Origin of the sequence: Haloflavibacter putidus, from assembly GCF_006546625.1 — a bacterium.
Classification (GTDB): Bacteria; Bacteroidota; Bacteroidia; order Flavobacteriales; family Flavobacteriaceae; genus Mesonia; species Mesonia putida.
Genome location: NZ_VIAR01000001.1, coordinates 356,609 through 379,947 on the forward strand (window position 1 = coordinate 356,609; position 23,339 = coordinate 379,947).

Genomic DNA, 23,339 nt, shown 5'->3' on the forward strand with positions numbered 1-23,339 from the left:
GTTAAGACTTAAAAAGCTACTTTAAAATAGAACACCTTGGGTTTTAATTTTTATAGTTTGGCTTACTTCATTTTATCTGCATAAATAAGTGCGTTGTATAAATTTACCATTTTGCCAGAAACAGATAGTTCTGAAAATGGTTTAATATCGTCTGCACTACCGCCAACCATTACGTCTGCTTGTGAGCTTAAACCGCTTTTCATAATAACTTCTTTAACTTGAGCGGCACTAAGTTTTGGATAATATGAACGTATTATTGCTGCTACGCCGGCAACTGCTGGAGAAGCCATAGAAGTACCTTGCAAATACTCGTATTGATCTAATGGCGTGGTAGACCAAATTTTGGTTCCCGGAGCAAATACATCTACATTAGTTTTTCCGTAGTTAGAAAAGCCTGCAACCAAACCAGAGCCATATTCATAATTTAAGGCACCAACGGTTAAGAAGTTATCGGCATATTCTTGCGGAGTTTTGGTAGATTGATCGTTAGGATAAATATCTGTTTCATCCATATTTAAAGCATCGTTTCCGGCGGCATTTACGATTAATACATCGTTGTCTGCCGCATATTTGATTGCGTCACGAACCCAATCTGGATGTGTTGAAAAATACTTACCAAAACTAGTGTTTATAACTTTTGCGCCATTATCTACCGCATAGCGTATAGCCAAAGCAATATCTTTGTCGTACTCATCTCCATCCGGTACTGCTCTAACAGCCATAATTTTTACATTATTGGCAACGCCGTTCATACCAACATCGTTATTGCGTTCTGCAGCAATAATTCCTGCTACGTGTGTACCGTGCTTGGCGTCTTCCTTTTTAGGATCTGGTCCGTCTACATCATTATTACCGTAATCTGTATCTGTAATATCGTCTACATCGTCTCCCACTACCGCACGACCATCTAAGTCTTTATTTAAATGCGAATCCAGGCGACTTTGAAAATAATCCATCCCGCCACTTAATTGTTTTTTAGCATCGTCTAAGTCGCCAATATTGTTCATTATATTCAACAAAAAGGCTTTAGATTGTTGCAATTTTTCTGTGTTGGCTTCCATATTTTCCAAGTCTTCTTGGGAAAAATCTTCACCAATTTCATCAGAAACCAATTGTATAGAAGTTTCCAACTGCTGTTGCAACTGTCCGTAATAATTTTTATTTCTAGTTACTTCGCTATACTCTTTGTCGTATTCTTTTTTGGCACGCTGGTATAAGGCAAATTCTTCTTTATCTGAAGCTTTTATGCTTGCTTCGCTTTTACCTTTATATTTTGGCTCCAATTTTTTAAGAATTCTAACAAACTCGAGATTTTCTTTAACGGCGTCTCCTAAAAAGTTCCAGCCGTGAATATCGTCTACATAACCGTTGTTATCATCGTCTATACCGTTATTTGGTATTTCGTCTTGATTTGTCCAGATAACGTTTTTTAGATCTTCGTGTTCAATATCTATCCCGCTGTCTATCACGCCAACTATTACGGTTTTACCTTCGTAGTCTTTTATAATTTCGTCATAAGCTTTTTGCACGCTCATTCCCGGTATGGTATCGTTTACCAAGTCTGCGCCGCCCCAACCTTTTAATTCATTATCTGTTAAATCTGAAGTTTTTAAAGGTTGCTGATCTATATTTTCTATAGGTGTTGAGGTAATGGTAGGGCCAGAAGTTCCACAGCCGGTAGCCAAAATTGCCGCAATAAAAGCAGCAATGACGGTAGGTTTAAAAAATGTTCTTTTCATCGGTTTATATTAGTAATTAAAAATTTCGTTAAAGGTATAACTTTGGTCGTAGCGTACGCCTTTTTCTGTGTTTTTTACAGTTATAATCTCGTTATGTGCATCATGCTCCATAAATAATAAGAAATTATCTTCTGCAGCTTTTTCTAAGAAAGCGCGCTTTTCTGCCAAAGTTAATAAAGGTCGTGTATCGTAACCCATAACGTAGGGTAAAGGCACGTGGCCGGCAGTTGGTAATAAATCTGCCATAAAAACCATGGTTTGACCTTTGTATTGTATATGCGGAATCATTTGTTTATCAGTATGACCGTCTACAAACAGAACGCCAAAGTTTAAATGTTCGTAATAATTGGAGCCATTTTCATTGCGATCCAAAAAATTGAGTTGGCCACTTTTCTGCATGGGAAGCAAGTTTTCTTTTAGAAAAGATGCTTTCTCACGAGCATTAGGATTTGTTGCCCAATCCCAATGTTCTTGGTTAGTCCAGAATTTTGCATTCTTAAAAGCTGGTTCGTAGGCGGTGTGGTTTTTATTCCATTGTATGCTTCCACCGCAGTGATCGAAATGCAGATGTGTTAGGAAAACATCTGTAATATCGTCTCTATGAAAACCTTTTTCTTTTAATGATTTATCTAAAGAATGCTCTCCCCAACGGTAGTAATGCTTAAAAAACTTTTCGCTTTGCTTATTTCCCAGGCCGTTATCTATAAGAATTAATTTATCGCCATCTTCAATCAACAAACATCTCGCGGCAATATCTATCATGTTATTTTCATCTGCGGGATTGGTTCTACTCCACAAAGATTTAGGCACTACTCCAAACATGGCGCCACCGTCTAATTTAAAGTTTCCGGCCTCAATTGGGTATAATTTCATTACAAAGAATTTAGGTTTTACGCTGCGCGCTGCAAATTATAAAATACAATAATTACTTGCACTCTTTTAATGCGGTTTTAACAGTACATTCCGTAAAAAACGAAAAAAATTCGAATTCTGTAAAAAAAATGTTTCTTTTTATTAAAAAGAAGTTATTTTGCGATAAAAATTACCGTATGTTAGAACTTGCCGGAATAATAATTTTAGGGATTTTGGCCCAATGGTCTGCTTGGAAATTTAAAATTCCAGCTATTTTACCACTTATTTTAATTGGCTTAGCAGTAGGACCTATTGCTACACTCTTTACGGAAGATGGCGGCAAACTAATAGAACCAATCTGGAATGGCGAATCTGGTTTATTTCCTGGGCAAAGCTTGTTTTATTTTGTGTCTTTAGCCATTAGTATCATTTTATTTGAAGGTGGTTTAACCTTACGACGCGGAGAAGTGCTAAATGTAGGGCCGGTTATTGTAAAGCTTATTACCGTTGCGGTTATCGTTACTTTTATAGGATCTGGTATTGCCGCACATTTTATTTTTGATTTATCGTGGGAAATTTCCTTTTTATTTGCTGCTTTGATTATTGTAACTGGGCCTACGGTTATTACGCCTATTTTACGAAATATTCCGCTTAAGAAAGATGTATCGGCTATTTTAAAATGGGAAGGTATTTTAATAGATCCTATAGGAGCTTTGGTTGCAGTTTTGGTATTTGAATTTATTAGCGCCGGCGCCGGCGAAGAATATACCGCCACTGCCTTGATAGAGTTTGGTAAAATCGTGCTTTTTGGCTTTACCTTTGGTTTTACATTTGCGCATGCATTGGCTTTCGCAATCAAGAAAAATGTGATTCCGCATTATCTATTAAATGTGTCTACCCTTGCTACCGTATTAGGCGTTTTTGTTTTGGCAGATTTATTTGCTCACGAAAGTGGCTTATTGGCAGTAGTTATTATGGGGATGGTTTTAGGAAATATAAACCTACCAAATTTAAAAGAGCTGTTATATTTTAAAGAATCGCTGAGCGTTTTATTAATTTCTATCTTATTTATTTTGTTGGCTGCCAACATTAATATAGAAGATTTGCTTTTAGTATATAATATGGAAGCGGTGCTGCTATTTGTTTTGGTTGTATTTGTAATACGACCGGCAGGTGTATTTTTGAGTAGTATAAATTCTTCTTTAAAATTGAACGAAAAACTCTTTATAAGCTGGGTTGGGCCACGTGGTATTGTGGCCGCCGGTATTGCTTCTTTATTTGGTCTTAATCTGGCCAACCAAGGCGTTCCCGGAGCAGAATATATAACGCCTTTGGTATTTATGATAGTTTTGGGTACCGTTTTACTGAATGCCACCACGGCAAGAATGTTTGCAAAATTGGTTGGTGTTTTTCTTAAAAATCCCGAAGGTATTTTAATAATTGGTGCTTCGTCTATTTCCAGGTTAATTGCTACTTATCTAAAGAAAAACAAACGCCATGTAGTTTTGTTAGATAGCAACCGTAACAATATTAGAAAGGCTAAAGAATTAGGTTTAGACGCCATTCAAGGCAGCGTTTACGAAGACGAACTTATGAACAATATAGAACTTAACGATATTGGTTATTTGATGGGATTAACCGGAAACAGCGATATTAATAAAACGGCAATTGATAAATTTCAAAAACATTTTGGCGAAAATGGCTCTTTTAGAATTCTCTCGCAAGAGGAAATGTCTGATCCCGAAAACAACCCAAAAGAAGGTTTATTTTCTCCAACAGACGATTATGTAAAACTTACTGATGTAGCCAGAAGACATCCTAAAATACAGGAAGTACGCATTAACTCGCAAGAGCATTATAGCGGGTTGATAGAAATTACAAAAACCGACTCTGAAATAATTCCGCTTTTTGTTAAAAATAATAATGGTGATTTAAGTATAATCCCATCACACAGTCAAGAGGTAGAGATAGAAGAAGGTTATATGTTGGTCTATTTAGGAAAAGAATTAAAAATAGAAAACAACGCCGATAAAACAGAATTAGACAACACTATTTCTGACGATGAAGAAGACGATGGTATAGATGAGGCTATAAAATCTGAAAAAAAAGAGGATAAAGAAGAAGACAAAAATTAGTCTTCTTCCAAAGCTTTTACAAGGGCATCTGTAATTTCCATATTATGGAAAACGTTTTGTACATCTTCGTCGTCTTCAAACTTATCTACCAAGTTCATAATTTCTTTGGCTTGGTCTAACGGCAATTCGTTGGTGTTTACGGGAATGCGTTGTAACTCAGAGTTTTTTACCTCTATGTTAAGTTTTTCGAGCGTTTCAGACATTTTTCCAAAATCTGTAAAATCCGTGTAAACGATAATAAAATCGCCTTCTTCTTCAATTTCTTCGGCGCCGCCTTCTATTATTTCGAGCTCAAATTCTTCGAGAGATGTTTCTATTTTTTCGCGCTCAATAGTAAAAACGCCTTTGCGGTTAAACAAAAATTCTAACGAACCGTTGGTGCCTAAACTTCCTTCGTTTTTAGTAAAGATAGAACGTACAGAAGCAACGGTTCTATTGGTGTTATCTGTAGTACATTCTATATAAAAAGCAATCCCGTGCGGACCGTAACCTTCAAAAGTTACATTTTCATAATTATCTGCATCTGCCCCGCTGGCTTTCTTTATAGCACGTTTAATGGTGTCTTTTGGCATATTTACACCTTTTGCATTAGCGATAGCGTTACGTAATGCAGAATTATACTCCGGGTCTGCCCCGCCGCCTTCCTTAATGGCTACCGTAATCTCTTTTATTGCGCGTGTAAACTGTTTTCCTCTCTTTTTGTCTTGGGCTCCTTTACGGTGTTTGATGTTGGCCCATTTACTGTGTCCTGCCATTTGTCTCCTTTTTTAAAGTATTAACGTATTAAAATATAAACTTTGTTAAAAATTTATTAACAAATTATTTTAATGTTAAAATAAAAGCTTTTATATTGCCTGCAAACTAATAAAATTTAAACCTATTATGAAAAAAATTATGTTAATGGCAGTAGCCATAGTTACGGTAACCCTTATGTCTTGTTCAAGTGATGACGATAGTACGCAAGCTGCTCCTAACAGTTCTGAATTAGCTGGTAGTTGGGAATTAACAGATTTTCACTACAATGGTGAAACCACTACTACAATGGCCGGTCAAAGTTTTACTACTACTTATGATGCGCAAGGACAGGATTTTGATAATGCCGTGGTAACTTTTAACGAAGATAATACCTACACCAGTTCTGGGAGTTACGATATAGAAATTACTATGAATACAATGGGGCAAGAAACTACCCAAACCTCTACGTTAAATGATGTTTACGGAAGCGGTACTTGGGAAGTAGATGGCAATACGCTTATAACCCAAGACTCTTCGATGGAGCAAGAATCTCAAGCTACTATGCAAATGCTTGATGCCAACACACTAAAACTAACCGTGCCTAATTATACGCAAGCTATGCCAGATTTACCTAACGGAGCGGAAATGGAAGTAGATATAGCTGCAGAAATGACTTTGGTAAGACAATAAAAACTATTTTGTTTCCCTTACGGGGAATAGAATTGGCTTTTAAAATTAAAATAGAACCTTTCCGGAAAATTACTTTTTGGAAAGGTTTTTAAGTTATTAATTTTGGCTAAAACGCAGTTAAAAATGAAAAAAATAATTTATTTTATAAGCCTATTAAGCTTTACTTTTTTATCTTGTAAAGCACAAACAGGTATAATGCCGTTAAACACTTCTAGCATAGGTAAACCTAAAAATATTTATTATAAAGACCTTAATAACGAGTTAGATAAATATGAAGGTACTTGGAAATACCAAAACGGTTCTACAAGTTTTATTATTACGCTAGAAAAAATAGAAAAACATTACAGCCCAGATTTTGAGATTTATTACGATTTAATGACAGGCGAATACCAGTATATAGAAAATGGTATAGAAATAATAAATACCTTACCTCAATTAACCCAAAACACAAGCAATGTACATAAAGGAAATATTGGTGGTAGTGCTATTATTGATAAGGATCAAATTCTTGTTTGTGAAGATTGCGCCCCCAACGAAAAAAGGGTAAAACTCTATTTTAACGACCCTGCCAGAGATTATCTTAATGATTCTATGGTATTACAAACCTTACAAGAAGACAATCCTGTAATAAACCAACAAGGTAAAATAAAAGTTACTATTTTAGGCGGGGAAATAATGATACCACCAAATGTGCCGCCTGCGCCCCGTATACCCTATGGTGAGTATATTATGCTAAAGCAATAGAGGTAAGTCTTAAAAACCTTTCCGGAAAATTACTTTTTAGAAAGGTTTTTTTATTTTTGCTATACGCTATACGCTTTTAGAACTGCTTGAAAAATCCATGCACGATTCGCTTTTTAACCAATTAACGAATTCACGATTACTCGAATACACAAATTATCTAATAAGAATACCTGAAAGCCCTAATCCCTACCACCTAAAACCTAATCTAGTCATTTAGTTTTAAAACGGCCATAAAAGCTTCTTGCGGTATTTCTACATTTCCTACAGAGCGCATACGTTTTTTACCTTTTTTCTGTTTTTCCAACAATTTACGTTTTCGCGAAATATCACCACCGTAACATTTTGCCGTAACATCTTTCCGTAAAGCTTTTACCGTTTCTCTGGCAATAATCTTGGCGCCAATAGCCGCTTGAATAGGAATATCAAACTGCTGTCGCGGAATTAATTCTTTTAACTTTTCGCACATTCTTTTACCAATATCGTAGGCGTTATCTACGTGCAAAAGGGCAGAAAGCGCATCTACCGTATTTCCGTTAAGCAAAACATCTACTTTTACCAATTTTGACGTGCGCATACCAATTGGCGAATAATCGAACGAGGCATAACCGCGCGAAACTGTTTTTAACCTATCGTAAAAGTCAAATACAATTTCTGCCAAGGGCATATTAAAGGTAAGTTCTACCCGCTCTGTGGTAAGATAAGTTTGGTTAGCAATTTCGCCGCGCTTTTCTATGCATAAAGACATTACTTGCCCAACATAATCTGCTTTGGTAATTATTGTTGCTTTAATATAAGGCTCTTCTACGTGGTCTAATTTGGAAGGTTCCGGCAAATCTGACGGATTGTTTACCAAAATAACTTCTTCTGGTTCTTTTATGGTATAAGCGTGATAAGAAACGTTGGGTACGGTAGTAATAACCGTCATATCAAACTCGCGCTCCAAACGTTCTTGAATAATTTCTAAATGCAACATTCCTAAAAATCCGCATCGGAAACCAAAACCTAAGGCAGCAGAACTTTCTGGAATAAAAACCAACGAAGCATCGTTAAGCTGTAATTTTTCCATAGAGTTGCGCAGCTCTTCATAATCGTCTGTTTCTACCGGATAAATACCGGCAAAAACCATTGGTTTTACATCTTCAAAACCTGCAATAGCTTCTGTAGTTGGATTTTTAGCATCTGTTATGGTATCTCCTACTTTTACTTCGCGGGCGTCTTTTATACCGGTAATTAGGTAGCCAACATCGCCTGTTTTAATTTCTTTTTGCGGAAATTGTTTTAGTTTTAAAGTCCCAACTTCATCGGCATAATAATCTTTATCGGTGTTGACAAACTTGATGTGTTGGCCTTTTTTAATACTGCCGTTTATAACTCTAAAAAAGGTTTCTACCCCACGAAACGGATTGTAAACCGAGTCGAAAATCAACGCTCTAAGCGGCGCATCTATTTTTCCGCTTGGCGCAGGAACGCGCTCTATAATAGCGTTTAAAATTTCTTCTATTCCTATTCCTGTTTTGGCACTTGCCGGGATTACTTCAGAGGCATCGCAACCCAAAAGATCTACAATATCGTCTGTTACCACTTCTGGATTGGCGCTGGGCAAATCTACTTTGTTAAGCACCGGAATTATTTCTAAATCGTTTTCTAAAGCCAAATACAAGTTAGAAATTGTTTGCGCTTGAATACTTTGAGCAGCATCTACCACCAATAATGCGCCTTCACAAGCTGCGATAGAACGCGAAACTTCGTAAGAGAAATCTACGTGGCCTGGTGTATCGATTAAATTTAGCGTATAAATTTCATCTTTATAAGGAAATTCCATTTGTATGGCGTGGCTTTTTATGGTAATACCGCGCTCGCGCTCCAAGTCCATACTATCTAAGAGTTGTTCTTGCTTTTCCCTATCGGTTACAGAACCGGTAAAATCTAAAAGCCTGTCTGCCAAGGTACTTTTTCCGTGGTCTATGTGTGCAATTATGCAAAAATTCCTGATGTGCTTCATAATGTGTGCCTTAACCAACTATATTTCTTTGTCTTACTAAGATTAGTAATATGGTAATATAGTGATTTTCTGCAAATATAGTTTTTTGAAAATGAAAAAAAAGCGCTTCTAATCAAGAAGAAAATATTATCTTGCCTATACCAATTAAAACTTAGCAAACTATACTCTTTTGAAAAAAATACTAATTCTAGTCATCGTGCTTTTTTGCTGGAGTTATAGCGGATTAGCACAATATAAAATTGACGGTAAAGTTGTTTCTCCCAATAAAAAGCCTATTGCATTTGCCAATGCTGTTTTGTACAAAATGGCAGATTCTACCCTTGTAAAGGGAACGGTAACAGACGAAAATGGTTTTTTTAACATAGAAACTCCCAAACAGGAAAACTATTATCTGACTTTTAGTTTTGTGGGTTATACAGCTAAGCGTGTTAACATAGAAAGCAACACCAATAAAAATCTAGGCACTATTACTCTAGAAGAAGACACCGACCACTTAGACGAAGTGCAACTTACTTTTAAAAACCCCGAAATAGTAAAATTAAGTGATAGACTTGTATTTAAAGTAAAAAATACCAGTTTATCTTCGGGCAGCAGTTGGGATGTTTTAAAGCAAACCCCGGGAGTAATAACCATTCAAAATTCTTTACGGATTAAAAACAGCCCGGCAACCGTTTACATCAATAACAGAAAAGTTTATTTAAGTGCAGATGAGCTGCAGCAGTTGTTAGAAAGTTATTCGGCAGAAAATATTCAATCTGTAGAAGTAATCACCAATCCGCCGGCGAGTTATGAAGCCGAAGGCGGACCGGTTTTAAACATTAGAACTTCCAAAACCTTGGTGCCCGGTTATAAAGGAAGCGTAAACGCCGCTTATACCCAAGCTATTTTCCCTAAATATAAAATTGGTACAAGTCATTATTATAAAACCGATAAACTAAACTTTTTTGCCAATTACAGTTTTAATCCTAAAAAAACCTTTAAGGAAGATGAAAGTTACATCAACTTTATAGAAAACCAGTCGGTTTTTGAAAAATGGCGAACTGATTTTGACAAGACAACGCATAGTTATGCGCACAATCTAAATAGTATTATAGATTATAACTTAGATGATAAAAACAGGCTTAGTTTAAATTTTACCGGACTTTTATCGCCCAATACCGATATAGATAATTTGGTAAAAACCACTATTTACGATGCGCAAAATACGGTAGATTCTACTTTTGTAACCAATAGTAATTTGGAAAACAAATTGCAAAACATTGCAACAGATTTAAGCTATACCCACACGTTTGAAAAACCGTCTACAGAACTTTCGGCAAATTTTCATTATACCTATTATGAACAGGACAAAAACCAAACGGTAAACACCAATTATTTCTTGCCAAATGGTAATTTGAGCAATACCAATAATTTTAATACTGTTGCAGAACAGGAAATTAATATTTATACCGGTCAAGTAGATTTTACAACCACTTTTGCAGAATATGGGTTTGAAAGCGGATTAAAAATTTCGCACATTAACTCTGACAGTGGAATAGATTTTTACGATATAAACTCGAATGCCAACAGTTTTGAAAACCAAAATTTGAGCGATGTTTTCTTGTATGACGAAGATATTTATGCCGGCTATTTAAGTTTTGCCAGGGACTGGGAAAAATTTAATGCAAAAGTTGGCTTGCGCTTAGAACACACCAGTAACCAAGGCGTTTCTGAAACAGAAAACACGACCAGAAATCGCGATTATACAGAGCTTTTTCCTAGTGTAAATTTAGGTTATACCATTTCAGACAAGCATAGTTTGGCTTTTACCTACGGAAGAAAAATAAGCAGGCCGCGCTATTCGAGTTTAAATCCGTTTCGGTATTATTTAAACGAAAATAATTTTCAGACCGGTAACCCGAACTTATATGCTTCTATAAGCAATAATTTTAATTTGAATTATACCTTTAAAAACAGCTATAGTTTTGATTTTTACTTTAGGGATAATGGCGAAAATCCCGGGCAATTAGTTTTTCAAGACAATAATTTATGCGTATTGCGCTCGGTTTATGCCAATATGGAAGAAAGTTATTCGTACGGAATTGACTTTTTTCACGGTCGTAGTCTAAACGATTGGTGGTATTCTCAGTTAATTTTATCGGTTTTTCACGAAGAAGAAGAATTTGTAGCTTTAGAAAGCAATAACCAATTGGTAACTAATGAAACAGACGGTCTTTACGCTTATTGGTACAATAATGTAACTTTGTCTAAAGACGGTACTTTTAGCGGCGATTTAAGTTTGCTTTATATCTCTAACTTGATTCAAGGTTCGTATCAAATAGAAGAAATGCTTACCTTGTCTTTTGGCCTTAGAAAAACTTTTTTGAAGGGAAAATTAGAAACAAGCCTTCGGATGGCAGATGTTTTAAACCAGCAAGCCACTTGGTTGCGCTCAGACTATTTAAACCAAGACAACGGTTTTTTTGCCCAACCCGAAAACCGCTATGTGCAATTTGGCGTAAAATATAAGTTTGGAAACAAGAATTTGCAAGACAACCAACGCAGTATAGAAAGCAAAGAGCGCGAGCGTTTATAAATTCCTGCGCAGGCAGAAAATTTTATGTTCGTTGCGCTTTGCAATTCGCTAAAAATCATTTAGCGCGTTTGTAAAATAAAATTCCAAGTCAAGCCCGGAAGGACAGCAATCGGTTGAATTTAAATTTTAGAGAATGAGATTTTTGGTATAAATCCGGAATGATGGAAACGGAGTAAATGCGGGATTTCTGAGCAGGGGTTTATACAATTCAATAAGATTAATTATATAACATTAAAATTTGTTAAAATATACTATTTAAGTTGCAAAATCGTTTTTTTTTAGGTTCGAAGTGAACTAATCTTAAAAACTTATTATTATGAAAAAATTAATTTTTTTAATGTTTTTTTCGTTAAGCTTAATTGCTTGTACTAGTGAAGAAATTAGCGAAGAAAATATTTCTCAAATTGAGAATCAGCAAACATTAAATCAAGACATAGAATCTACTAATAGACTTCCCATGTTTAGTGTAGAATCTGACTTGGTTAGTGTTGATGATGATTGTTTTATACTAAATGTTAGAATTTATCTACATAATGAAACCACAGGTAAATTGTTAATCGCTAATCAAAATGTAGAAACAGGTGATGTTTGTTCGGATAGCGAAAATATGGATAGGAACAATATTTATTGCGATGGAGGAACTTTATTAAACGGCGATAGAGCTTTGCCTTCAAAATTAAAATCTGAGCATTGCTTAACAGATTTTTTAAATAATCCTGAGCATGAAGGAGTTTATGGACAGTATCTAGAAAAAAAGAGCGAATTATTAAATAGCTTGTAAAGCCTATAGAGATTTCAAATTTGAAAGCCTCATTTTAAAAATGAGGCTTTTTTTAAGTCAAAATTATCAAAATTGAATCTCTTTATGGAATTAAATTCCTGCGCAGGCAGGAATCTTTATTTTCGTTATGCTATTCATTTCCGTCCAAAATTCCAGCGAAAGCGGGAATCATATCTCCATCTAAAATGTCAGAATTTCCTATTTCCCGGAAAAGTATAAAAACGAACATTTCAAAAAAATTGTTTTCTCACTAAATAATTCAAAAAATATATTGAGATAAAGTTTTAGTAAAACAATCTTTTTTGCAAGATATAAAAGAACTGCTTTATTTTAAGTACGGAAAAACCTCATTAAAATAGTGAAAAAGCATTCTTTTTCTATCTTTACCCGTATGAAAGAAAGTTTTGGCAAAGACGAAAAATTAAAAAGTAAGATTCTAATCAATAAACTTTTTACGGAAGGAAAATCTATCAAGAAATTTCCGCTTAAACTTATTTATATTCCACTAGAAACTTCCGAAAAGCAAACATTTAAAACCGGGGTTTCTGTACCTAAACGCAATTTTAAATTGGCCGTAAACCGCAATCGCATCAAACGGCTAATGCGCGAAGTTTTTAGAAAAAATAAGTATATTGTATATTCGTTGGGACAGCCTTATGCATTTATGTTTATTTATCTTGGTAGAAAAGAAGAAAACTATCAAAAATTAGAGCAAAAAATGCAAGCTTTATTAACCCAATTTGCTACCGATACAAAACAAGCAAGAAGATGAAGAAGAAACGTTTATTAATACCCATTTTGGCCATTGGTATTTTTATAACCACCACTAGTTATAAATCAGATTTTTTTGCCATTGCCAAACAAATAGAAATATTTACTTCGCTTTTTAAGGAGTTGAATATGAATTATGTAGACGAGACCAATCCGGCAGATTTGATGGATACCGCCATTACTGCTATGCTTAACGATCTGGACCCGTACACAAAATTCTGGAACGAGCAAGAAGTAGAAGCGGCGCGTATTCAAAACTCCGGAGAATATACCGGCATTGGCGCCTCTATTAAAACACGCGACCATAAGATTACCATTATTCAGGCATATAAAGATTATCCGGCAGACAAAGCCGGTTTAAAGGCCGGAGACGAGATTACAAAAATTGGCGATGTAGAAGTAGCAGATTTTGATGACGATGCGGGAGAGTTGCTAAAAGGCTCCCCGGGAACTGCTGTACAACTTACTTATTTACGACAAGGAGAAAAGAAAACTACCACTTTAAAACGAGAAGCGGTTAGTTTAAAGGCTGTGCCTTTTTATAAATTGATAAACGGCGATATTGGCTATATTGTTTTATCTAAATTTAATCGTAAAGCTTCCGCGGAAACGGCAAAAGCCTTACAAAAACTCAAAAAAGAAGGCGCAACCAAAATAATTTTAGATTTACGGAATAATCCCGGCGGTTTACTTTCTGAAGCGGTAAACGTGACCAATATATTTGTAAACAAAGACGAAACCATTGTTACCACCAAATCTGTTATAAAAAAATATAACCAAACCTACAAAACCAAAAAAGACGCGATAGATACGCAAATTCCGTTGGCGGTTTTAATCAACGGTAAAAGTGCTTCTGCGAGCGAAATTGTTTCGGGTAGTTTACAAGATTTAGACCGGGCAGTAATTATTGGCGCCCGCAGTTTTGGAAAAGGTTTGGTACAACGGCCTAAAAAACTTACTTACGGTACGCAGGCAAAAATTACTATTTCGCGTTACTATACGCCAAGTGGGCGTTGCATTCAAGCTTTAGATTACTGGCACCGCGATAAAAACGGAAAAGCCGTTAGGACAAAAGCAGAAGATTATAACGAGTTTTCTACGCGCAACGGCAGAAAAGTGTACGACGGCGGCGGTATTGCACCAGATATAAGCTTAAAAACCTCTGAATATAGCGGAATTACCAATGCACTTTTAGAGCAAGACGCCATTTTTGATTATGCCACGCAATATTATTATTCGCATTCGTTAGAGCAGCCAAACAATTTTAATTTTAGCGCTGCAGATTACAATGAGTTTAAAAAGTTTTTACAGAAAATTGATTTTGAGTATAAAACCCAAACCGAAAAAGAATTGCAAAACGCGCTAAGCAGCGCAAAAAAAGAAGGTTTTAACCAAGCCATTCAAAAACAATACAGCAATTTGCAAAAGGCCTTAAAAACGGCAAAAGAAGAAGCTTTAGACGAAAAACAAGAAGAAATAACGCATTTGATTACCAGCGAAATCATTCCGCGCTATTTTTACGAAAACGGTTTATATAACTATTATATAGAAAATAATCCGGAGCTTTTAGAAGCCCAGCGTATTTTAAACAATAGCAAAAAATACAAATCTATTTTAAACTAAAAGCTATCCAGAAGTTGTGGCAACAATACCAAGGTTTTATACAAACCCCTGAACTTTGGGAAAATAATTTGTTTGAGCTAAACCAATTTAAACTTCCGCAAATTAACAAGCCGGATCTAAGTCAGTTAGAAGACATAAATCCGCGTTTGGTTTTAGGAAAACGAGCCGAACATTTCTTTAGTTTAGCAATACAAAATTCTAAAGATTATGAATTATTGGCCAATAATCTCCAAATAATTTATAATAAAGAAACGTTGGGTGAATTCGATTTTTTTCTACGGAATATTAATCGCAAACAAAATTTACATGTAGAATTGGTCTATAAATTTTATGTGTACGATCCCAATTTCGAAGCGGAAATGGACAGATGGATTGGTCCTAACCGTAAAGACAGTTTGACCCGAAAAATAAAGCATCTTAAAACGCATCAATTACCTTTATTATACCAACCGGAAACTACAGAAATTTTAGAAAATGTGGCTATAGATGTACAAAATTTAGAACAAGAGGTATGTTTTAAAGCTAATTTATTTCTTCCTAAATACATGCAAAGCAAAAATATTGCGCCTTTAAATTCTGCTTGTATAGTTGGTTATTATTTAAAGAAAGAAGAATTTACCAAAAAAGATTATGGCAATTTTGAATATTTTTCTCCCAAAAAACCAGATTGGCCAATTTTGTCCGAGTCACAGCAAGAATGGTTTTCCTTTACGGAAATAAACCGGCAGTTAGAACAACTTTTTGCCAATAAAAAATCTGCTTTGTTATGGATAAAAAAATCGGCAACTACCTTTGAGCGTTGTATGGTAGTTTGGTGGTAAGTGCTTTATTTTTCTAGGTAAACAATGCTGTCGTTAATAATTTCTAAATTTTTGTAATCAAATTTCTGGCGTATATAAGCAAAGCTTTTTTTATGGTAAAAAAATACATGCGTAAGGTCGTTTTTATAATACCAATTTTCAAAATCTATCTTTTCGGAATAGATTGCTGTGCGGCAAAAGAGTTTTCCGTTTGGTTTTAATAAATCGCTTAAAAATGTAAATTCTTGTTGTGGTTTATGAAAATGCTCAATCACTTCGCAACTAAAAATAAAGTCATATTTCTTTTCTAGAATACCTTTATCATCTTTAAAAAATGGGTCGTACAATTGTATATCGTACCCGTTTTCACGTAACAATTTTGCCGCTACCGGACCAGTGCCACAGCCATAATCTAAACCTTTATCAGTTGGTTGGGTATATTTTAAAATTTGTTGTACCAAAGGTTCTACAAATTTTTGATAACCGACATTATTTACGTCATTTTCATGGGTTTGGTAACGCTCTTTTTCTTCTTGCGAAGACAAAAAGTAAACCGGTGGAACAAAAATTCCCTTACAATATAAACATTGATAAAAAGTGCGCTTCGAAGTTGTAAAAAATTTGGAAGCTTTAGAAAAACATAACGGACAAACTTGCATGGCGTAAAAGCTAGATTATTGCTTTAAAATACAAATTAACCGGAAGGTGACCTGAGTTTTTTCAATAAAAAATAGGCTCGTTTCCTTCTATTTTTACAAGGGATTTTTACCGAATTAGTCTTTTACAAGGGGTTTTAACCCCTTGTTGAAGAAATTATACGTCGTCTACCACCACTTTATAATGCGGATCTTCTATGATATTTACGTCTATAATCTTGTCTGCATTGTGCAAAAGTGTTCGACAATCTGGACTTAAATGTTTTAAATGAATTTTTTTACCTTGTTTTAAATAACGCGCGGTAAGTTTGTTTAAAGCTTCTATGGCAGACATATCTACCACCCGGCTTTCCGAAAAGTCTATAACCACTTCTTCGGGATCGTTTAAAACATCAAATTTACTGTTAAAGACAGTTGTAGAACCAAAAAATAAAGGTCCGTAAATTTCGTAATGCTTTACGCCATTTTCGTCAATATGCTTGCGGGCACGAATTCGTTTGGCGTTATCCCAGGCAAAAACCAAAGCAGAAATAATTACGCCAACCAATACGGCCAGAGCCAAATTATGTAAAAATATAGTTACCAAAGTTACCAACACCATTACCAAAATATCTGATTTTGGCATTTTGTTTATCGTGTTTAAACTTGCCCATTCAAAAGTACCAATAGCAACCATAATCATAACGCCGGTAAGCGCAGCCATTGGTAAAAGCGAAATTATACCAGAACCAAACATGATAAAAATCAACAACATTACAGCTGCTACAATTCCAGACAAACGCGCTCTTGCGCCGGAAGAAACGTTAATTAAACTTTGCCCTAACATTGCGCAACCACCCATACCAGAGAAAAAACCGGAAAGCATATTGGCAGAACCTTGCGCAATACATTCTTTGTTACCATTGCCACGAGTTTCGGTAATTTCGTCTATAATATTTAAGGTAAGTAAACTTTCTATCAAACCAACGCCGGCCATAATTGCCGCATACGGAAAAATAAGGCTTAAAGTTTCCCAATTAAATGGCACCATTGGAATGTGAAAAGGAGGGAAACCACCTTTTATAGAAGCAATATCTCCCACGGTTCTTGTATCTATATTAAAAACAACTACCAAACCAAAAACCACTAAAATTGCTGCTAAAGAAGAAGGAAATACTTTGGTTAGCTTTGGTAAACCCCAGATTATAAACATCGTAATACCAACCAAACCTAATAAAATATACAGTGGCGTGCCGGTTAGCCAATTGCCGCTAGCATCTTTAAATTGATCGAGTTGTGACATAAAAATAATTACCGCCAAACCGTTTACAAAACCAAAAATTACCGGATGCGGTACCAAACGCATAAGTTTACCCAAGCGTAAAACTCCCGCCAGAATTTGTAAAACTCCGGCCAAAATAACGGTTGCAAAAATATATTCTGCACCGTGCGAGATAGATAATGCTACAATAACAACGGCAACAGCTCCGGTTGCCCCGGAAATTTGCCCTGGACGTCCACCAAAAATAGCGGTTATTAAGCCCATAACAAAAGCAGCATATAAACCGGTTAATGGCGATAATTCTGCAATAAAAGCAAAAGCAATAGCTTCGGGAATTAAAGCCAAAGCTACGGTAAGTCCAGCTAAAATTTCTGTTTTGTAATTTACTTTCTGCTGAAAATCAAATAGATTGAATATTTTTTTCATGTACTTTTTGTCTATATATTTACTTTAGAATACAAGAAAAACCCTGTCTAAAATAGCGCGCAAAAGTAGTTATAATATTTTTTTTAGACAAGCCTGATAGATTGCCGTAAAATCTATACACTATGAAAGGTTATGTAATCGTTTTATCTTATACAAGAAACTTAAGTCTCTTGGGAAAAACAAATAACTTAAGCTTCTTAAAAAAATGCTGCTATAAATTACTTTTCCTTACGCATTGCAATATGCGGAATGCCGTCTTCTAAATAGCCTTTTCCTGTAATAACAAAACCATGTTTTTCGTAAAATTTAGTAAGGTATTGTTGGGCAGAGAGTTTTACGGTAGTAGTTTGATAAACTTCTTTTATAGCTTGTAAGGAAGCTTCCATAAGTTGATGGGCGAATTCTTGTTTACGTTCTTTTTCGCTAACCAAAACACGACCAATAGCTGCTTCTTGAAAGTAAAAACCAGGGGCAAAACATCGCGCATAAGCCACAATTTTATCATCTTTTTTTCCAATTATATGTAGCGCTTCCGCATCTTTACCGTCTATATCTTGGTAAACGCAATTTTGTTCTACCACAAATATTTCTGAACGCAATTGCAGGATTGCATATAATTCTGTTAAGCTTAATTCTTCAAATATTTTAGAGCTAAGTTTTAATTTCATTCGTGTTAATCTTGTACAATTATATCTTTACTATCGGGTTTATTGTATTCTGGCTGAATATTAACATGGTTGATGTTAAACTTGTCGTGGAGTAATTTTTCAATCTTAATTAAAATACGATCAAATTCAGAAAGGTTTATATTTTCAAAAAAATCTATATGCGCTTCTAAATGCACTTCGTCTTCATTCAATTGCCAAATATGTATATGGTGAATATTTTTTACTCCTTCTATTTTACAAGTTTCGGTTACAATGTCTTTGATAATAATTTCGTTGGGAGTAAAAAGCATTAAAACTTCAAACGAAGATTTTAATAAATCCCAACCCACAATTATTAAATAAACAGCAATAGCCGCCGTTAAAACGCTGTCTAACCAATAAATTTGATAATATTTCATTAACAAACCACCTATTAAAACCGCCACAGAAGCCAGCATATCTGTTAACAAATGTAAATAGGCAGAGCGCATATTCATATTGGCTTTGCTGTCTTTTTTCATTATCAAGACGCTAATGCCGTTACCTACAATTGCCAAAATTGCCAACCAAATTACCAAACCGCTATCTATTTCTTGCGGATTTATAAATCGGGTAATAGCTTCTTTTATAAGTAAAGTAGCAATTACCATTAAAGAAGCAGCATTGATAAACGCAGCGATTATTTCGGCGCGTTTATAGCCAAATGTTTTATTTAAAGAAGCATCTTTTTTGGCCATTTTATTAGCCAATAAACTTATAAGAAGACTTACTACATCTGTAAAATTATGAAGCGCATCAGAAAGCAACGACAAACTACCACTTATAAAACCACCAATAACTTGCGCTACGGTAATAATAACATTTAGCACAATAGAAATAACTAAATTTTTACTGCTTAACGCGGAAGAATGTTGGTGATCGTGGCTCATTATTATTTATTTACAAGCAATTTTTTCTACGCGACGTTCATGACGACCGGCTTCAAATTCTGTAGATAAGAATACTTTTAGCATTTCTAAAGCTTCATCTTCAGAAACATATCTGGCAGGAATGCTAAGTACATTTGCATTGTTGTGTTTTCTGGCCAGCTCGGCTATTTCTGCGTTCCAGCATAAAGCAGCACGCACATCTTGGTGTTTGTTGGCCGTCATAGCAGCGCCGTTTCCACTTCCGCAAATTATAATACCAAAATCTACTTTTTTATCTTCTACTTCTTTTGCCACCGGATGCACAAAATCTGGATAGTCTACACTATCTTCAGAATCTGTACCGTGATTATTGGTGGTAATATTTTGATGTTTAAGATAATTAACAAGCGCTTTTTTGTAAGCCGTACCGGCGTGATCGTTACCTATTGCAATTTTCATAAGTATAGTATTTATAGTGTTTTACAAAGGTAAAGAAAGCATTTTCTACCCACAATTTTTAGCTTGTTAATTAAAAAAGCTAATCTGTTAGTTTTCATAGGGCTAACCATTAACAGAAATTGTGCATAACTTGGGATTAGTTTTGATAAGCTATTTTTGTTTATTAGAAATATTTTTCAATAGGGACAAATTTTCGGTATATCAAAATAGATTTGTCAGAATTTCTTGAGAAGTTATCAAGAACCAAAACCTACTTATAAACATCTATTTTTAATTCAAAAAATAAACAATTTTCACACATACTAGCTGTAAACAAATGTTGATAAAGTTTATAAATGCCTTTGTTGTCAAGTATTTACTATTAACATTTTCATAACACTTTGTTTATGTTCTAGTATTATTGTAAATTCCTAATAGATATTAGTTTTAATATCCCGCTATTAACAAGCAATAATATACATCATTTTAGTTTTAAAAATTTATAAAAAAGAAAAGATGATTATATATAGTGTTAACAACAACTAAACTTTTTTTAAAGGAGATTGATTTTTAAAGTCGGTTAAAATTTGCGTAGCTTCGCCCACATCTTCCGGATGAACTTTTAGGGCAATTCCGCCCAAAGCGTTAGAATAAAAAGGAGCTATGTTTACCAAGGTTTCATTTTCAAAATAAAAACGTAGACCCTCGCGCTGCAATAAGAGTTTTAAAACAGCATACTCAAAGGTATAGGTAAACCTTGCCAAACAAATGTAATTATGCATACAAATTTTCTGCTAAAGGTACGCAAAAATAAAAAATTAAGAAGTATAACTTACAGAAGCCGAAGGAGTTTGACGTGTAACTTCTGTAGGAATGGTATTATCTAAAGAAAGATTAATAAATACCATTACCGTTACCAGTCCTACTAGGAAGATAATTATAAAATATAAAAGTAATTTTTTGGACTGTGACATAACGGTCATAAAATTATATAATTACAAATTTATAAAAAATTAGTTTAATTTTAACAAAATATTAAATTATTTTTAAGAGTAAATAACAAATAACTTTATAGATCCCGCGTCTTATTACTATTTGTACCGATTTGATAGTAATTTTTTAATAATAATACCATAATCTTTACTTATTTTTGCAGCATTGCTAAAAATAAAACCGTAATTTCTCAATTAGTAAATAGACTTTTTGCTATGCTTTACGGAAAAGTAATTAAAACCTTAACATTATTACCTTAGTTAGCCTAAAACCACTCTATACTTAACAAAACTTTAATGGCAAAGCCATTTCAAATCAAATTTAAACCGTACTTTTAAAAAGGAAATAGAATTTTATAAATGACAAGAAATAACAAGAACAAAAAGAAGAACAACAAAATAGCCAATCTGAGTAAAAAGATTTTAGATATACTCCGCAAAGAGAATAAAGCGCTAAACTACAAACAAATAGCTGCAAAATTAAAAGTAGATGATGCAAACAGCCGGAACCAAATTATTAGAAAATTGGCGCACTTAGCCGGTAAAAAGCAAATTTTAGAAACAGATAAAGGCAAATTTAAAACCAACCAAAAACGAGATTATGTAGAGGGGATTGTAGATCTAACTTCTAAAAAAGATGCATATATTGTTGTAGAAGGTTTAGAACAAGACATTTTTGTACCCAATAAAAACCTAAATAAAGCCTTTGATGGTGATTTGGTGCAAGTTTATATCTACAAAAGACGAGGAAACCGCAATAACGAAGGCGAAGTAACAAAAATTTTACAGCGTAATAAAACCAAATTTATAGGTATTTTACGTATGCAAAAAGATTTTGGGTTTGTAGAGGTAAAAGGCTCTAAAATGTATACCGATATTTTTATACCAAAAAAGAAAACCAAAGACGCGCCAGATAATACCGTTGTAGTTGCAGAAGTAGAAGATTGGCCAAAATCTGCCGACTCGCCATTTGGTAAAATTGTAGAAATTTTAGGAGAACCCGGCGTACACGAAACAGAAATGCAAGCCATCTTGGCAGAAAATCAGTTACCGCACGATTTTCCTAAAGAAGTAGAAGAGTATGCGGCCAAATTAGACACCTCTATTCAGCAAAAAGAGATTAAAAAGAGGCGAGATATGCGTAAAACTTTAACTTTCACCATAGATCCTAAAGATGCTAAAGATTTTGACGATGCCTTGAGTTTTGAAGTTTTAGAAAATGGCAATTACGAGATAGGAATTCACATTGCAGATGTTGCGCATTATCTTGAGCCGGGCAGCATTTTAGACCAAGAAGCTTACGATAGAGCAACTTCTATTTATTTGGTAGACAGAGTAATACCTATGTTGCCAGAAGTACTTTCTAATAATGCTTGCTCTTTGCGTCCCAACGAAGAAAAATATACTTTTTCTGCAGTATTCGAAATAGATAAAACCGCTAAGGTAAAAAACCAATGGTTTGGTAGAACGGTAACTTATAGCGACACTAGATTTGCCTACGAAGAAGCACAACATATTATAGAATATAACAACGGAGAAATTCCGTCAAAAATTGCTATAAACGGAAAAGCTTATACCGCAGATCCTAAAATTGTAGAAGCAGTTTCTACTTTAAACGGCTTAGCTAGAAAAATGCGGGCAAAACGTATGAGTAAAGGAGCTATTTCTTTTGATAAGGTAGAAGTTAAATTCAATTTAGACGAAAACAAAGAACCTATTGGCGTTTACTTTAAAACAGCAAAAGAAGCCAATAAATTAATAGAAGAATTTATGCTGTTGGCCAATAAAAAAGTATCTGAGTTTGTAGGAAAAATGAAACCAGAAAGAACTTTTGTTTACCGTTGTCACGATGAGCCGGACGACGAAAAATTAGCCGCTTTACAAAACTTGGTATCGCAATTTGGGCATAAACTCAATTTAAAATCCAAAAAGAATATTAGTAGTTCCATTAACGGTTTGCTAAAAGATGTAGAAGGTAAAAAAGAACAAAATTTGGTAGATACTTTGGCAATTAGAACAATGAGCAAAGCTTATTATAGTACCAAAAACATAGGGCATTACGGCCTTGCTTTTGATTATTATTCGCATTTTACTTCGCCCATACGTCGTTATCCAGATGTAATGGTGCATCGCTTACTGCAAGCTTATTTAGATGGTAAAGAATCTAGAGATGAAGAGAAATACGAAGAAAAATGCGCGCATTGTAGCGATATGGAAGTCTTTTCTACCAACGCAGAACGCGATTCTATAAAATATATGCAAGTAAAATTCATGAAAGATCATGAAAACGAGCAATTTTTAGGCGTAATTTCTGGGGTGACAGATTTTGGTATCTTTGTAGAAATAGAGCAAAACAAATGCGAAGGCATGATCAGATTGCGCGATATTAAAGAAGATCATTTTGATTTTGTTCAAGAAAAATATGCCATTGTAGGAAGAAAAACCTCCAAAACCTATCAGTTAGGGGACGAAGTTTATGTAACGGTAAAAAATGCAGATTTGGTAAGACGCCAATTAGATTTTAATTTAATAGGCAGTAGAGAAGAAGTAGAAGTGTAAAAAAT

At 34.7% G+C, this 23,339-nt stretch carries 20 protein-coding genes; 9 read left to right on the forward strand and 11 right to left on the reverse strand.

Annotation, left to right across the window (positions count from 1 at the left end):
* Positions 1-62 precede the first annotated feature (62 nt).
* Together FKR84_RS01600 and FKR84_RS01605 are read right to left on the reverse strand one after the other, a co-directional pair.
* Positions 63-1,739: a S8 family peptidase gene (locus FKR84_RS01600; protein WP_141420433.1), complete on the reverse strand. Its 1,677-nt coding sequence runs from the start codon at positions 1,737-1,739 to the stop codon at positions 63-65.
* Positions 1,740-1,748: 9 nt separating this feature from the next.
* Complete coding sequence (locus tag FKR84_RS01605) at positions 1,749-2,612, reverse strand: MBL fold metallo-hydrolase (protein WP_141420434.1); 864 nt, start codon at positions 2,610-2,612, stop codon at positions 1,749-1,751.
* A gap of 176 nt (positions 2,613-2,788) precedes the next feature.
* Between FKR84_RS01605 and FKR84_RS01610 the strand changes: the two genes are divergently transcribed.
* Positions 2,789-4,726, forward strand: a complete 1,938-nt coding sequence (locus FKR84_RS01610) for a cation:proton antiporter (protein WP_141420542.1) — start codon at positions 2,789-2,791, stop codon at positions 4,724-4,726.
* Here FKR84_RS01610 and FKR84_RS01615 read toward each other — a convergent pair.
* Positions 4,723-5,481, reverse strand: coding sequence for a YebC/PmpR family DNA-binding transcriptional regulator (locus tag FKR84_RS01615; RefSeq protein WP_141420435.1), 759 nt, complete (start codon positions 5,479-5,481; stop codon positions 4,723-4,725). The two genes, FKR84_RS01610 and FKR84_RS01615, sit on opposite strands and share 4 nt — an antisense overlap.
* A gap of 127 nt (positions 5,482-5,608) precedes the next feature.
* Between FKR84_RS01615 and FKR84_RS01620 the strand changes: the two genes are divergently transcribed.
* Positions 5,609-6,151 (forward strand): hypothetical protein, encoded by a 543-nt coding sequence (locus FKR84_RS01620; RefSeq protein WP_141420436.1) that lies wholly within the window; start codon positions 5,609-5,611, stop codon positions 6,149-6,151.
* A gap of 123 nt (positions 6,152-6,274) precedes the next feature.
* Entirely contained in the window at positions 6,275-6,895 is a 621-nt protein-coding gene (locus FKR84_RS01625) for a DUF6705 family protein (RefSeq protein ID WP_141420437.1), read from the forward strand.
* A gap of 205 nt (positions 6,896-7,100) precedes the next feature.
* Here the strand turns inward: FKR84_RS01625 and lepA are convergent, their stop codons facing one another.
* Positions 7,101-8,897 carry a translation elongation factor 4 gene (gene lepA, locus FKR84_RS01630; RefSeq protein ID WP_141420438.1) on the reverse strand — a complete coding sequence of 599 codons (1,797 nt, stop codon included), beginning with the start codon at positions 8,895-8,897 and terminating at the stop codon, positions 7,101-7,103.
* Positions 8,898-9,066: 169 nt separating this feature from the next.
* Between lepA and FKR84_RS01635 the strand changes: the two genes are divergently transcribed.
* The 5 genes from FKR84_RS01635 to FKR84_RS01655 all read left to right on the forward strand — a co-directional run bounded on the left by FKR84_RS01635 (position 9,067) and on the right by FKR84_RS01655 (position 15,468).
* Complete coding sequence (locus FKR84_RS01635; RefSeq protein ID WP_141420439.1) at positions 9,067-11,472, forward strand: TonB-dependent receptor domain-containing protein; 2,406 nt, start codon at positions 9,067-9,069, stop codon at positions 11,470-11,472.
* A gap of 316 nt (positions 11,473-11,788) precedes the next feature.
* Positions 11,789-12,253: a hypothetical protein gene (locus tag FKR84_RS01640; RefSeq protein ID WP_141420440.1), complete on the forward strand. Its 465-nt coding sequence runs from the start codon at positions 11,789-11,791 to the stop codon at positions 12,251-12,253.
* A 358-nt stretch (positions 12,254-12,611) separates the two neighbouring features.
* Positions 12,612-13,025 carry a ribonuclease P protein component gene (gene rnpA, locus FKR84_RS01645; protein ID WP_317129096.1) on the forward strand — a complete coding sequence of 138 codons (414 nt, stop codon included), beginning with the start codon at positions 12,612-12,614 and terminating at the stop codon, positions 13,023-13,025.
* The gene (locus FKR84_RS01650; RefSeq protein WP_141420441.1) at positions 13,022-14,647 is read left to right on the forward strand and encodes a S41 family peptidase; all 1,626 of its coding nucleotides are present in this window, start codon (positions 13,022-13,024) and stop codon (positions 14,645-14,647) included. The genes rnpA and FKR84_RS01650 overlap by 4 nt, the downstream gene beginning before the upstream one ends.
* A 14-nt stretch (positions 14,648-14,661) precedes the next feature.
* Positions 14,662-15,468, forward strand: coding sequence for a DUF1853 family protein (locus tag FKR84_RS01655; RefSeq protein WP_233357625.1), 807 nt, complete (start codon positions 14,662-14,664; stop codon positions 15,466-15,468).
* Between the two features lie 5 nt (positions 15,469-15,473).
* Here the strand turns inward: FKR84_RS01655 and FKR84_RS01660 are convergent, their stop codons facing one another.
* From FKR84_RS01660 to FKR84_RS13270, 7 genes are all read right to left on the reverse strand, one after another.
* Positions 15,474-15,992 (reverse strand): class I SAM-dependent methyltransferase, encoded by a 519-nt coding sequence (locus tag FKR84_RS01660; RefSeq protein ID WP_233357626.1) that lies wholly within the window; start codon positions 15,990-15,992, stop codon positions 15,474-15,476.
* A 268-nt stretch (positions 15,993-16,260) separates the two neighbouring features.
* Entirely contained in the window at positions 16,261-17,790 is a 1,530-nt protein-coding gene (locus FKR84_RS01665; RefSeq protein ID WP_141420444.1) for a SulP family inorganic anion transporter, read from the reverse strand.
* 218 nt (positions 17,791-18,008) lie between these two features.
* Positions 18,009-18,458, reverse strand: coding sequence for a GNAT family N-acetyltransferase (locus FKR84_RS01670; protein WP_141420445.1), 450 nt, complete (start codon positions 18,456-18,458; stop codon positions 18,009-18,011).
* A 5-nt stretch (positions 18,459-18,463) separates the two neighbouring features.
* Positions 18,464-19,366, reverse strand: a complete 903-nt coding sequence (locus FKR84_RS01675) for a cation diffusion facilitator family transporter (RefSeq protein ID WP_141420446.1) — start codon at positions 19,364-19,366, stop codon at positions 18,464-18,466.
* Between the two features lie 6 nt (positions 19,367-19,372).
* On the reverse strand, positions 19,373-19,804 hold the full coding sequence (rpiB, locus tag FKR84_RS01680; RefSeq protein ID WP_141420447.1) for a ribose 5-phosphate isomerase B: 432 nt from the start codon (positions 19,802-19,804) through the stop codon (positions 19,373-19,375).
* Positions 19,805-20,325: 521 nt separating this feature from the next.
* The gene (locus FKR84_RS01685; RefSeq protein WP_141420448.1) at positions 20,326-20,565 is read right to left on the reverse strand and encodes a DUF2007 domain-containing protein; all 240 of its coding nucleotides are present in this window, start codon (positions 20,563-20,565) and stop codon (positions 20,326-20,328) included.
* Positions 20,566-20,601: 36 nt separating this feature from the next.
* The gene (locus tag FKR84_RS13270) at positions 20,602-20,757 is read right to left on the reverse strand and encodes a hypothetical protein (protein WP_233357627.1); all 156 of its coding nucleotides are present in this window, start codon (positions 20,755-20,757) and stop codon (positions 20,602-20,604) included.
* Positions 20,758-21,135: 378 nt separating this feature from the next.
* Here FKR84_RS13270 and rnr point away from each other — a divergent pair, with 378 nt between their 5' ends.
* On the forward strand, positions 21,136-23,334 hold the full coding sequence (gene rnr, locus FKR84_RS01690; RefSeq protein ID WP_141420449.1) for a ribonuclease R: 2,199 nt from the start codon (positions 21,136-21,138) through the stop codon (positions 23,332-23,334).
* Positions 23,335-23,339 lie beyond the last annotated feature (5 nt).